Below are 12,813 nucleotides of genomic sequence, written 5' to 3'. Positions count from 1 at the left end.
GCCACCTGGCTTACCATCATAGCGATATGCACATCCTCTATACCATCTGCCTTACCCTAATTGAAAAAGAGAGAGCCAAGCCCCTCTCCATGCCCCGTCTTGGTATAGGCGTGGAGGAAGTATCTGTGCGCAAATGATGCCCGCCTTGATTGCCTCGGGCGGCATGAAGGGGTGCGGCGGATGGGGGGGAGGCTTAATAAGAATACCTGAAAATCCGGTACATCTTTGCTTTACAGGTTCTGGTTTGCAATATTACGCCAGTCCGTAAATACGGGATCATACCCCTTGTTTATGAGCATGGATTTGATCTCATCCACGCTTCGCCGGTCATGGACGTCAAACTGACCTTTTTCATATGTATTCTGCCAATCACTATATCCACCTACGGTGGTGAGAGAACCACCCGACATCTTGGTGACTCCGAAATCAATAATCCGGTCTCTGAAACACGCATCCTCCCTAGTGGAAAGATTGATCCCGGCGCGTGGAAACAGGAGCCGCCCCGCACACATAATCTTAACCATATCACGGTCAGGCACCTCAAAGTAACGGCAATCATCGTTAGCCACGGGGCGCAACCGGGGGAAGGAAAGAGTATATTCAACGCCAGGGTATCTTTTTTCCATGTAACGGATGTGTCTAAAGAACTGGGGAACATCTTCCCGCCAATCCGAGAGTCCCAGAAGTGCTCCCATAGAAATATGCCTGAACCCCGCCCTGGCTATCCTCTCCGGGGCTTGATAGCGATAACCGTAGTTCTTCTTCGGCCCCGAAAGATGCAGTTCATCGTACCTATTCCTGTCATATGTCTCGTGATATAGTGTCACCCCGTCGGCTCCGGCGTAATACAGTCCCCTGTACTCCTCTGTTTCGAGCGGGTATACTTCAAGGGTAATATTTGGGAAGTGCCTGAGTGCGATGGTTATCGCCTCTTTAATATACGACGGAGGAGAGTGAAAGCGGGATTCCCCGGTAAGGATTAGGCAGCTTCTAATGCCAGTGGCAGCAAGGGCCCTGCATTCTCTGTCAATATCCTCATAGGTGAGTTTTTTTCGCGCAATGCCGGTAGAGGCCGCCTGAAATCCGCAGTATGCGCACTCGTTCTGACAGTAATTCGATATGTAGAGCGGAGCGTAGAGACTGATTGCTCTTCCGAAGTGCTGTCGCGTTAATGCCTGGGCTGCTTGGGCCAGGTCCTCAAGCACTCCCCTGTCTTCCGAGTGAAATACATGGTCGAGGTCGTCAATAGTGAGCCTCAGCGGGTTAATTGAAAACCTTCTATTCATCGTAGAGGAACCCTGTGAGCGGCGATGAAGCGCTGGCCAAATTCCGCTCACCGCTCATCCCGGCCAGATAAGCCATTCTACCCGCCTCTATGCCCCTCGCAAACGCAACCGCCATCGCCACAGGGTCTCCCGCTGCCGCCACCGCAGTGTTTACGAGTACAGCGTCGGCGCCCATTTCCATTGCTTCCGCCGCATGGGAGGGACGCCCGATCCCTGCGTCCACGATAACGGGGACCTCCCCAATCTCTTCAACGAGCACTTCGAGGAGCACTCTCATCTTAAGCCCCTGGTTAGAACCAATCAGAGAACCCAGGGGCATGACAGCAGCCGCTCCGGCCTCCACCAGAGCTTTCGCTGTATAGAGATCAGGACTCATATAGGGAAGAACCACAAATCCTTCCGCCGAGAGGGCCCCGGTAGCCTTGACCGTCTCAGCGTTGTCCGGCAGCAGATATCGACTGTCGTTTATGACTTCAATTTTCACCCAATTTCCGTATCCCGCTTCACGGGCAATATGGGCGATCCGCACCGCCTCCTTCGCATTCCTCGCGCCGGATGTATTCACCAGGAGGATTACCTCTTGGGGGATGAAGGAAGTAATATTTTCATCACTCTGTTCAAGGTCGATACGTCTGAGCGCCACAGTTACGATCCCCGTACCAGAACGGACAATGGCCTCTCTCATCTTCTCCTTACTCTGGAACTTCCCTGTCCCCAGCAGAAACCTACTCGAAAGCTCTCTGCCTCCTATCGTCAACACATCCCGCATCCTAACCCCCTCCCACAAGAGATACCATCTCTAGGCAGTCGCCGTCCGAAAGCACCATGTCAGCCCACACATTCCTTGGCACAACCCGCCCATTGAGCTCCGCAATGACGCCATCCCGTATTCCGCGCACTTCAACGAATTCCAATAGAGTGGTCTTCTCCGATATCTCAACGGCTTTGCCGTTTACGTTAATCTTCAATTTTTTTACCCTTGACCCTGGCAAGTAATTCCCTGGTATCGCCGCAGGCCCTCACCACTCCCACGGTCCTAGCCCCTGCGTCAAGAACGTCATCAATATTTGTAAGATCAATCCCACCAATCACCACAAACGGTATATTGAGATTTTCGGCTGCCTCTCTCACGTACGAGAGTCCCACGGCTTGTCTTCCAGGTTTTGTGGGTGTCGCGTGTACGGGTCCCACCGATATATAATCCGCGCCGTCATAAATGGCCTGCCTCGCCTGTTTAAGGTTGTGCGTCGTCTTGCCCAATATCATGTCAGGACTCATCTTTCTTCTGGTTTCCTCGGTAGACGTGTCCTGGCCCACGTGAACACCGTCCGCACCTGCTTTCACCGCAAGCTCAGGGTCATCGTTCAGAATAAAAATAAAGGGCCTGACCTGCCTGAACGCCACAATTTCCAAAGCTTTCCTCAAAATTTCCTGTTTGTCTCCTGATTTGTCACGGAGTTGAACGATGGCAGCCCCATCTTCCACGGCCTCTTTCAGCACATCGACCCTGTCGGAGATAATATAAATATCTTTTTCAAAAGGTGTTTTCTTCATTTTTCCAGACCGGCGCATGGCGGATCATATTTATATCGCAAATCTGCTCAAAAATAAACCCAGTGCTATACTATCATTGCAAGACCACTATAAACTGGATCCACACCGTGATGCCTTCTTTCAAGGCAAGATAATTTGGTCAGAACCGTCACGATTTTATTGCTATCATCAACGTCGTCCCTTTCGTGAACGCTGCCTTCCTTTTTCAAACGGAGATGATTTTATTGGTGGCATACGGCATACACATGCACCAGGCGCCAGCCAAAATGAGGACGGCAAACGCTCGCTATAGGTCGGGCTGGATATTCATCGGGCAAGAACTTTAGCATGTCCGGCTCACTAAACCCCACTGGCGTCGCGTGCTCACGAAAAAGCGCGAGAGAGACTGGCCCGTCGCAAAATGCTGACAGGCGGCGAGATTCAGCGTGAAATTGAGTATTTTTATGACGCGAAATACGATAAAAACTGAATCGTGATTAACCGCGGTCAATGGAGAGAAAAGATATGCTTTGTATAGAAAATATTTTTTGTCAGACAAAATAAGCTCCGCTGCTATTGTTCATCGCGATTATACGACAGGCATACCGATACAGATTAAAGTGTTTCCCGACTGCGTTATTGTTTACAACGACGGCAGGCTGCCGGAGAACTGGACAACCGCCAATTTACTGAAAAAACGCAGGTATTGCCCTTATAATCCAAAAATCGCCTATGCGTTTTACCGGGCGGGCTGCATTGAAACTTGGGGGCGAGGAATTGAGCGAATAACAACAATCTGTAAGGATACAGGTAAGCCAGAGCCTTTGTTTCAGGCATCGCCGAGTAAGATAAGTGCCACATTGTTACACCGGCGGAGAACATTAGGGTCGCAGAAAAGTTCGCTGATAGGTTCGTAGAAAATGAGAATCAACAAATGATATTACGATTGATGCAGGAACAGCCGCTCATCAATACTCTTGCCTGGGTCACGTAGCGCCTGGACTGCCCGTTCCAGGCAGACAGTGTTCCACATGATGATTGCGGCCACCACTAAGTTGCGGTCGCTCGCGCGGCAACGCTGATTCTCGAAATTGCGGTCACAGATTTCACCGAGCCGGTTCAAGAATACGGCTGCGGCTTGGACCAGCGCGTTTTTGTGCTTCGCCATTATTCAACCAATCTGCACAAGGCGTGCGCAACTAAACGTTCTGCATCCAGTCAACTTGCTCTTTAACTTTCTCGACAAATTGCGGATGCCACCACCACGAAACGGGCACTTACTCATCTCTATCGCTGCCAAAGATGAGTAAGTGCCCGTTTCGTGCTTCACTGGAACAATTGTTACTGTTTCAGTGCGGACACCTCAATGAGTTGCGGCGGATGCTCAATGTCGTGCTGCTTTGCCGGGACAAAGGCGAACTGGTACACAGGCCTCAGCTCGTCCTGATCGGCCCCAACGGACACCTGCCTATAGCCCAGCTTCCATTGGTTGAGTTGATAGCTGTCCGCTGCGTGGAGTTGTTTCATGGCTTCGGCCCGCGCAGCTTCAAAGTCCTTTACGGCGAAGGACGAGCTGATTGGCTCAAGCTTTTGCCAAAGCTTCGTGGCTCTCAGCACGGTTCCTTCATTGTCCATCTGCACGCGGATGGTCCCGGCCGTGCCAAGCACTTCGAGTGACGCGCCACCAGCCTGGACAACGCGTTTGTACTGGACGGTCACGCCGGCCTGAGTCTCTTGCATCTCGGACGGCTGGCCCGCCACCGGCATACTGACCGTCGTGTAGCGGGTGACCATCGGCTCGGCTGTTTGCTGCTCGCTCCATTCCTGCTCGCTGAGGAAGCTCGCGGCATGTTTGATATATTCCTTTTCGGTGAGCGTTTTTCTGCCTGGCTTGGCGATTTGCCCGGAATCAAGGTGTAACGCGCCGGTGCCGGAAACACGCTCCAACCTGGCTTTACCGCCGGCCAGCAGCGGGGAGGCTACCTCCAAGGACGTTCCGGACGTGCTCAGCGCCTTGACCAGCTTGGGTGGCGGCGTGGCCTGGGCCACCTTGAACTTGGGTAACTGCTGCGTGATTTGCCTTGCGGACAGCTGGTTTGAACTCGATTGTTGAGTTCCCGCAGGATACATCAGATGGTAGTGAGTGTTGCCAGAGGTGTTTGGCGCATTGGTAAAGCTGGTGTCATACAAAGGCGTCTTGGTAATGTCATCGCCACCCATTGTGATGCACAGCGGGACAACGCCATACGCCCCTCCCTGGCCGAATCCGTCAAGGAACATTTGTGCCACGGTATAACCGCGTGCGTAGTTGCTCCACACCCGATCCACCTGGTCGGTATTGCAATACATTGAGGTGGATCCCCCGCAGGCCATGCGCAAGGAACTGTTCAGCGCAGAACCCCAGCGCTGGAAGACGTTGCGCATAGAAACGGAGTCAGCAGCGCCGTTGAACTTATTCGGGCAAGAGTAGCTGAAAGTACCCCTCGGTGTGCAAGTCTCAGGGCCGTGGGCAAAAACCGCACACGAACATTGCCAGTAGTAGCGGAGTTTGCCTCCGCCATTGGAATTCGCCAACAACACCGAACTTTGGGTAGCATTATCGCCCAGCGTGTTCCAGATCGTGGGGTTACCGTGGCCGGTATAAAAAAACAGCATCGTCTGGTCGATCCCGTTCAAGACATCGGTGTCGGCGCCTGTACTCACGCGGCTCTTGTCGTAATAATACTTTGAAGTGTTTGTCAGCCCGATGTGGCTGTGTGTCTTGCTCCAAGTGTTAGGCGCATAGTGTTGCGTGGTCTGGCTCCCCGCCATGTTCTTGCCGAAGAGAAACGCATTGGCTGTGTCGATGTTCCAATCCGTGTTCCCATGCACGGCTTTAACGCTGTTGGCGGGTGGATTGAGGTTCAACTCGCCGATTGTCCATTGCTGGTTACCGTTCCCCGCCATGCAGTCCCAAGTCTGGACTTTGGTGCCATTGGCCGTACCACCGGCGTTGACATCTAAACATTTATTGGTGCCCGTCCAGACTATTTTGCCAGGAAAATTAGTATCGAGAGACCATCGCTGATTGGTGTTTCCGTTTTGGCAATCCCAACTCTGGACCTTGGTGCCGTTGGCCGTACCACCGGCGTTGACATCTAAACATTTATTGGTGCCCGTCCAGACTATCCTGCCATTATCAAAAGTCCAATCCTGGTTACGGTTTCCCGCCTGGCATTGCCATATGTGGACAACAGTGCCGTTGGCGGTGCCACCACCCGCGACATCTAAGCAAGTTCCGCTGTGTATCACGCTTGCCCCATAGCAGACGCTGTGGACGGCAAAGATGGAAATACCTAATGCGCATAAACAAAATCATGCCAATCTGTTCATGTCTATCCTCCTGCTAGAAGCTGGTTGCTACTGTTCACCGTTATTTCAGAAATAATCCGAGCTTAACCGGACATCTCGGGATTGGCTCGGAACTTTGGACTTCGCCCCTGCGCTTAAATTGGCGGGAAACCAATTGCCGCCAATTCATAAGGCGCTGCCCATAGAAAACAGGGGAGAGGTCACCACCACCCCCCCCCCTGTTCACGCCTGCCGCTGGGTCCGGCCCGGCAGGTCAACCCTTTCGCGCAGTTACTTAACGATCCATTGCTGGTTATCGTTCCCCGCCATGCAGTCCCAAGTCTGGACTTTGGTGCCAGTGGCCGTACCACCGGCGTTGACATCTAAGCATTTGCCACCCATCCAGACTATTTTGCCAGGAAAATTAGTATCGAGAGACCATCGCTGATTGGTGTTTCCGTTTTGGCAATCCCAAATCTGGACCTTGGTGCCGTTGGCAGTGCGACCGCCGTCGACATCTAAACATTTATTGGTGCCCGTCCAGACTATCCTGCCATTATCAAAAGTCCAATCCTGGTTACGGTTTCCCGCCTGGCATTGCCATATGTGGACAACAGTGCCGTTGGCAGTACGACCGCCGTCGACATCTAAGCAAGTTCCGCTGTGTATCACGCTTGCCCCATAGCAGACATTGAAGCCACCCAACGCAAGCATGCCAAAGCCCGCACACAACAAACCTAACAGCATAATTCTTTTCATGTTTTTCATTTGTGTATCCTCCTTAAGATGGTATTGTAATGGCAGCGCCACTGTTCAATCAATATCTTAAGCTTCTTTGAGCGTGTAAAATATTTCGCCATTCAGCAGTTCACTCCGCATCTTGCCATTGAATGACTCGTTGCAGCCATTCTCTCATGGGTTGCCCAGCTTGATGAACATGGTTTTGACCTTGAGTATATCCAGCCCCAGGCTTTTCCCACATTCTATTCCTTACGCCAGCGATAATAGGTCGCCTCGCTAACGCCGAGAGGCATGCTTGGAGACAGGTTCAGAGGGATATACTGCCCCTGTTGCTGCGTGAGCAGAATATTATGTTGTTCTTTTATACAGAGAGGAAAATTATGGCTGTGCTGTGCTGTGCTGTGCTGTGCTGTGCTGTGCTGTGCTGTGCTGTGCTGTGCTGTGCTGTGCTCTCATCTAAATCCTTTATTTAAAAATTTAAATAAAATATAATATACGGTAATATATGGATATTGTCAAGAAAAAACGTCACAAATCATCAGAATATTGGATGCAAAAATATCTGGAATTATTTCAGGAAGTAGAGAATTTAAAAATAAATAGAGACTGTTACCGACAAAATGACAATATTATATAATGCCGCCAATGGTGGTGCCATTATGAAATGCAGGAAATGGGGAAGCGAAGAATCAGTAAAGAACGGCCAGCGCTTAAGGCCGACAGCGATACAAGTCAAAGACTGTGGCTTTCTATGTGCTGTTAACACTAAATAATTATAGTGATAGAATCAAAATAATGATTATAACTGAAAAACAATACAAAGGAAAATCTCCTTATGGTTTCATCAGAAATATTATGGATGCTTGAGCCTGGAAGATTTACACGTGACCCAAACCATATTTAATGTGGAAGGGTGAACAAGGAAGAAATTTCAATACAATGTGGATAACTATCAAATCTTTCATTCCAACGGTCGTTGCCGGAGAAAGGACAGCGTTCTATTTCGTCTCCATACTTTTCCATAATATCATTGCCTGTCTCATTTCCAACGGCACATGATCAAAGAAATCATGCATTTGGATTCTTCTTTTGATCAGGCCGACGGTGCACAGGATGATCGGTTAGTCCGCACCTTCTCTAATTCTTGACACATTAAGCCTATACCATATATATACTATACTTACGGGAGGCGTGGGTGCGATTCCCGCATTGACTCCGAGAAAACAGGGGCTATAGTGACTGCCGTAAAGAGATTGCGGGAGAGATAAACCTGTGGTAAAGATATCGATATACGGCTCCGCAAGGATTTCAGGCTTGAAGTCCGTACTCAGCCGCTATGCCGAGGAGCGGCTCTCGTATATTACGAAACGTTATTTTCTAAAGGAGTGTGCGTCATGTGGGAATATACCGACAAAGTAAGGGAATATTTCTTAAATCCACGCAATGTGGGTGAAATAGAAAATCCGGACGGCATTGCTGATGTGGGATCCATCGCCTGCGGTGATGCCTTGAAACTTACTTTCAAGTTAGATGAAAATAAGCGGATAATAGACGCCAAATTCAAGACTTTCGGCTGCGCCAGCGCCATTGCATCCGCCTCGGCTCTTACTGAGATGGTCAAAGGCATGACGATCGAAGAGGCCGGAAAGATCACGAACCAGGATATCGCCGAATATCTTGGGGGGCTGCCGCCCGAAAAGATGCACTGCTCGGTACTCGGACAGGAAGCTCTCGAAAAAGCAATCGACAATTATCGGGGAAGCGCCTCTCCCAAGAAAGAAGGGGAGATCATATGCGAGTGCTTCGGGGTGACCGATAAAGAGATCAAACAGGCGATCAGTGAAAACCACCTCACCACGGTGGAGGAGATAACAAATTACACAAAAGCGGGAGGCGGGTGCCAAAACTGCCACGGAAAGATACAGGCTATAATCGACAGCATCTATACCCAGACCAAACCGGAGATACCGGCAACAGAAAAGTCCAGGCTAACGAATATCCAAAAAATCAGGCTCATTGAGGAGACTATTGATAAAGAGATACGTCCGTCTCTGAAGCATGACGGAGGCGACATTGAACTTGTCGATATCGTGGGAAACAGGGTACTCGTGGCTACCAGAGGAGCATGCGCGGTATGTCAGGCATCCCAACTCACGTTAAAAGGATTTGTGGAAATCAAATTGCGCGAACTCGTCTCACCTGAACTCGTTGTCGAGGAGGTGTCCCCATGAAAGCAGTATATCTTGACAACAACGCCACTACCATGGTCGCCCCAGAGGTCCTTGATGAGATGATGCCCTATTTCAGCAAAATCTATGGAAATCCGTCAAGTATGCACAGCTTTGGGGGGCAGGCGGCAAGAAAACTGAGTGAGGCGCGGATGAAAGTGGCAGCCCTGATTGGGGCGGAGATTGATGAGATTGTCTTTACCAGCTGTGGAACAGAAAGCGACAACACCGCTATTCTATCTGCGCTGGCAGTCAATCCCGAGAAGCGCCATGTGGTGACAAGCAGAGTGGAACACCCGGCCGTAAAAGTCCTCTGCGAGCATTTGAGGGATAAGGGGTATCGGGTAACTGAACTTGCCGTTGACACAGAAGGAAACCTTGATATGGATGAGTACGAAAAAAGCCTCACTCCGGACACGGCGGCAGTAAGTCTCATGTGGGCCAATAATGAGACCGGGGTCATCTTCCCCCTCGAACTGGCAGCCCGCCTCGCACGGGAAAAAGGCATCGTTTTCCATACCGACGCCGTCCAGGCCGTGGGCAAAATACCCATCAACATGAAAGAGAACGCCATCTCCATGCTCTCCTTTTCCGGCCATAAACTTCATGCCCCGAAAGGAATCGGCGTCCTTTATGTCCGCCGGGGGACAAGATACTCACCATTCATGATAGGCGGCCACCAGGAAAAGGGACGGAGAGGCGGCACCGAAAATACGCCGAATATAATCGGCCTCGGAAAAGCATGCGAGCTTGCGGCCCTGAAGATTGAAGAAGAGAGCACGAGGGTAAGACAGCTCCGCGACAAACTTGAAAGCAAACTCATCACCAGCATCCCCAATGTTAAGGTTAACGGAGGGAAGGCGGAGCGGCTCCCCAACACGACGAATATCAGTTTCGAGTTTGTCGAGGGAGAAAGCATCCTTCTCTTGATGGATCAGTTCGGCATCTGCGCATCATCTGGGTCCGCGTGTACTTCTGGATCGCTGCAGCCCTCCCATGTGCTGCGCGCCATGGGTGTACCATACACGATGGCGCATGGGTCGGTTAGGTTCAGTCTCAGCAGTTACAACACCGACGAGGATATCGACCTAGTAATAGAAAAGCTTCCCTCAATTATTGAAAGGCTGAGGAGCATGTCCCCCTATTGGACCGAGGGCTGCGTCTGTACGAATTAGCAGGAAGGCAACGGTTCCTTACGGAAAGTGAGTTAAAGGACTTCCGAGCGGAACATGATGGATAATACCCCTAACGGCAAAAACCTTCAGGCAGGGCGCATATATGAATATGGATGCAAATCAATTATCGAGAAAAACGGTTGAAATTCTGCGCGAGATCAGAAAACGGCAACCATTGGTTCACCATATAACCAATTTCGTGGTGATGAACAGTACCGCCAATGTGACCCTTGCAGTGGGCGCTTCCCCTATCATGGCCCACGCCCATGAAGAGATGGAGGCCGTGTCCGGTTTCAGCAGCACCCTCAACCTAAATATCGGGACGCTGACCCGCCATTGGATTGATTCCATGATTATGGCCGGAAAAGCAGCCGGTGCGGCGGGGACGCCAATCATTCTGGACCCTGTCGGTTCCGGCGCCACACCTCTCCGTACCAGGGCAGCGTTAAAGATTCTGGAAGAAGTACCTGTCTCCATTGTGAGGGGAAACGCTTCGGAGATCATGTCCCTCTTTGCGGGCACGGAAGACATAAAGATCCGCGGCGTCGATTCCCTTGAGATGGTAGACAGCGTACGGGCCGGGGCTCACAGGCTGGCAGCCAAGCTGAGAAAGGTGGTCGCCGTTACCGGAGAAATAGATTTCGTCAGTAATGGCGACATGGCACTGGAAGTGTTGAACGGACATCCCATGTTCGGCCGAGTCACCGGCACAGGCTGCGCAGCCACAGCAGTGATCTCATGTTTCGCGGCAGTTGAGCCTGACCCACTGGTCGCTGCGGCCGCGGCTCTTGGATATTACGGACTCGCAGGAGAGGAAGCGGCCCGTATGTCGAACGGGCCCGGAAGTTTTCAGGTGGCTTTGTACGACGCCCTCTATAACCTTTCGGAAGATGTAATGATCGAAAAACTCCGAATAAGACCTGTGTGCGAATGAGTGTCGACATGGCAATGAAGGCGGCCCACCGAAAAACAGGAAAGCCCACCCTTAAGGATTACCGGCTCTATTTCGTCACAGATCCTCGCCTCAACAAAGGCTACAACGTGCTTGAACAGGTAGACCTTGCCCTGCAGGGAGGCGTCAGAATTATCCAGTTAAGGGAAAAAGGGCTGCCCGCACAGGAATTCATCGGTCTGGCCTCACAAGCATTGAAACTGACGCGGGCATATGACGCATTTCTGATTATCAACGATTTGCCGGAAGTGGCATCTTCCGTAGGCGCCGATGGGGTCCATATCGGCCAGAACGATATTAACCCCCTGGAAGCCCGAAAAATGCTGGGAAAAGATGCCATCATCGGGCTGTCCGTAAAAACCGTCGAAGAAGCGATCCGAGGAGAAGAAGACGGCATTGATTACGTGGCGGTGAGCGGGGTATTCCCCACCACAACAAAGGAAGATGTGGGATACTACCCGGGCCTTGAAGGTATAATGCGTATCAGAAACTGTACCCGACTTCCGGTCATAGGGATCGGAGGGATTACGCGTGACAACTGCCGATACGTTATTGATGCGGGAGCCCACGGTGTAGCCGTGGTTACCGCCATTACCATGTCGGATAACATTCCCTCTGCGTGCCGCCTTCTGCTTGAAGAGATCGGAGCGTGAGGGGCCAAATGATGGAGACGAAGCTGAAAGTCCTGTTAATTAGCCACACACCTGAACCGGAAGGGACGGTGGCGGCCGCAGCGCGCCTGTGCTACCGCTCCGGAGGTATTGATACGCTGAAGGGCGAGATACCGGCCGGTCAGGCAAAGGCCTTCCTCAACAAACTCATGGGAATGGGCCACATGAGCCCAGTCGAGCATGTTTCATTCACCTTTGCCATAGAGGGTATCTCAAGGACCTGTTCTCACCAACTGGTGAGACACAGGCTTGCGTCATACAGTCAACAGTCCCAGAGATATGTGAGCAAGACCGCAGGATTCCAGTATGTGATACCGCCAGTCATTGATGACGACGAGGAGATGAGAACCCGTTTCAAAACTTTTATGAAAGAGACTCAAAAATTCTATAATTATCTGGTCGCCAGACTTGAAGAGAAGGGGCTTAAAGGTGAGTCCGTCCGTGAGGACGCACGGTTCGTCCTGCCTAATGCCGCTGAGACCAAGATCATTGTCACCATGAATGCGCGCGAGCTTCTTCATTTCTTCGCGCAGAGGTGCTGCAACCGGGCCCAATGGGAAATAAGGCGCATGGCCACGGAAATGTTGAAGCTGGCCAGGAACGTAGCACCCACCCTCTTTGCATTTTCCGGCCCGAGCTGCGTAAAAGGCCCGTGTCCTGAAGGAGCCTATTCCTGCGGGAGGATGAAAGAGGTCAGGAAGCGCTTCCGCAGTTTGTTATGATGCCCGTAAGGCTTTTACTTGAGAGTTTTCACTTATAGATAGATAATGCCATTGCCTGGTATTTCTCAAACCAAGACTCCAACGTCAGCATTTGCCATAATTTGAACGTCAAATCCACCATCGCAACTTTTTTGGATATAATCTTGGTTCGCCGTGTAAATCTTCCAAGATGATG

The 12,813-nt window shown here is 51.1% G+C and carries 12 protein-coding genes and 2 pseudogenes; 6 read left to right on the top strand and 8 right to left on the bottom strand.

The window, feature by feature from the left end; translation table 11 throughout:
• Window positions 1-230: 230 nt before the first annotated feature.
• From thiH to thiE (LBQ00_05510), 4 genes are read right to left on the bottom strand one after another with little or no spacing between them, the layout of a single operon-like run.
• Entirely contained in the window at window positions 231-1,286 is a 1,056-nt protein-coding gene (gene thiH / locus LBQ00_05525) for a 2-iminoacetate synthase ThiH (protein ID MDR2018315.1), read from the bottom strand.
• Window positions 1,279-2,055: a thiazole synthase gene (locus LBQ00_05520; GenBank protein ID MDR2018314.1), complete on the bottom strand. Its 777-nt coding sequence runs from the start codon at window positions 2,053-2,055 to the stop codon at window positions 1,279-1,281. The genes thiH and LBQ00_05520 overlap by 8 nt, the downstream gene beginning before the upstream one ends.
• Window position 2,056: 1 nt before the next feature.
• On the bottom strand, window positions 2,057-2,254 hold the full coding sequence (thiS, locus tag LBQ00_05515; GenBank protein MDR2018313.1) for a sulfur carrier protein ThiS: 198 nt from the start codon (window positions 2,252-2,254) through the stop codon (window positions 2,057-2,059).
• Window positions 2,244-2,840, bottom strand: a complete 597-nt coding sequence (thiE, locus tag LBQ00_05510; protein ID MDR2018312.1) for a thiamine phosphate synthase — start codon at window positions 2,838-2,840, stop codon at window positions 2,244-2,246. Before thiE (LBQ00_05510) ends, thiS begins: the two co-directional genes overlap by 11 nt.
• A 527-nt stretch (window positions 2,841-3,367) precedes the next feature.
• On the opposite strand from thiE (LBQ00_05510), the gene LBQ00_05505 reads away from it, so the two are divergent.
• Window positions 3,368-3,736 (top strand): hypothetical protein, encoded by a 369-nt coding sequence (locus tag LBQ00_05505; GenBank protein ID MDR2018311.1) that lies wholly within the window; start codon window positions 3,368-3,370, stop codon window positions 3,734-3,736.
• Between the two features lie 41 nt (window positions 3,737-3,777).
• Here the strand turns inward: LBQ00_05505 and LBQ00_05500 are convergent.
• The 4 genes and pseudogenes from LBQ00_05500 to LBQ00_05485 all read right to left on the bottom strand — a co-directional run bounded on the left by LBQ00_05500 (window position 3,778) and on the right by LBQ00_05485 (window position 7,103).
• A pseudogene (locus LBQ00_05500) lies at window positions 3,778-4,042 on the bottom strand (Tn3 family transposase).
• A gap of 118 nt (window positions 4,043-4,160) precedes the next feature.
• Window positions 4,161-6,110, bottom strand: a complete 1,950-nt coding sequence (locus tag LBQ00_05495) for an RICIN domain-containing protein (protein ID MDR2018310.1) — start codon at window positions 6,108-6,110, stop codon at window positions 4,161-4,163.
• A 330-nt stretch (window positions 6,111-6,440) separates the two neighbouring features.
• Window positions 6,441-6,917: an RICIN domain-containing protein gene (locus LBQ00_05490; GenBank protein MDR2018309.1), complete on the bottom strand. Its 477-nt coding sequence runs from the start codon at window positions 6,915-6,917 to the stop codon at window positions 6,441-6,443.
• Between the two features lie 17 nt (window positions 6,918-6,934).
• A pseudogene (locus LBQ00_05485) lies at window positions 6,935-7,103 on the bottom strand (transposase).
• Between the two features lie 1,181 nt (window positions 7,104-8,284).
• Between LBQ00_05485 and nifU the strand changes: the two are divergent.
• The 5 genes from nifU to thyX all read left to right on the top strand — a co-directional run bounded on the left by nifU (window position 8,285) and on the right by thyX (window position 12,638).
• Window positions 8,285-9,121 (top strand): Fe-S cluster assembly protein NifU, encoded by an 837-nt coding sequence (gene nifU, locus LBQ00_05480; GenBank protein MDR2018308.1) that lies wholly within the window; start codon window positions 8,285-8,287, stop codon window positions 9,119-9,121.
• On the top strand, window positions 9,118-10,293 hold the full coding sequence (gene nifS, locus LBQ00_05475) for a cysteine desulfurase NifS (protein MDR2018307.1): 1,176 nt from the start codon (window positions 9,118-9,120) through the stop codon (window positions 10,291-10,293). Before nifU ends, nifS begins: the two co-directional genes overlap by 4 nt.
• Window positions 10,294-10,396: 103 nt before the next feature.
• The gene (gene thiM, locus LBQ00_05470; GenBank protein ID MDR2018306.1) at window positions 10,397-11,227 is read left to right on the top strand and encodes a hydroxyethylthiazole kinase; all 831 of its coding nucleotides are present in this window, start codon (window positions 10,397-10,399) and stop codon (window positions 11,225-11,227) included.
• Window positions 11,228-11,235: 8 nt separating this feature from the next.
• Entirely contained in the window at window positions 11,236-11,898 is a 663-nt protein-coding gene (thiE, locus tag LBQ00_05465; GenBank protein MDR2018305.1) for a thiamine phosphate synthase, read from the top strand.
• A gap of 8 nt (window positions 11,899-11,906) precedes the next feature.
• Window positions 11,907-12,638: an FAD-dependent thymidylate synthase gene (gene thyX / locus LBQ00_05460; protein MDR2018304.1), complete on the top strand. Its 732-nt coding sequence runs from the start codon at window positions 11,907-11,909 to the stop codon at window positions 12,636-12,638.
• Window positions 12,639-12,813 lie beyond the last annotated feature (175 nt).

It is taken from the genome of Syntrophobacterales bacterium, assembly GCA_031274925.1.
Lineage (GTDB): Bacteria > Desulfobacterota > Syntrophorhabdia > Syntrophorhabdales > Syntrophorhabdaceae > PNOM01.
This window is presented reverse-complemented; position numbering and strand designations above follow the sequence as displayed.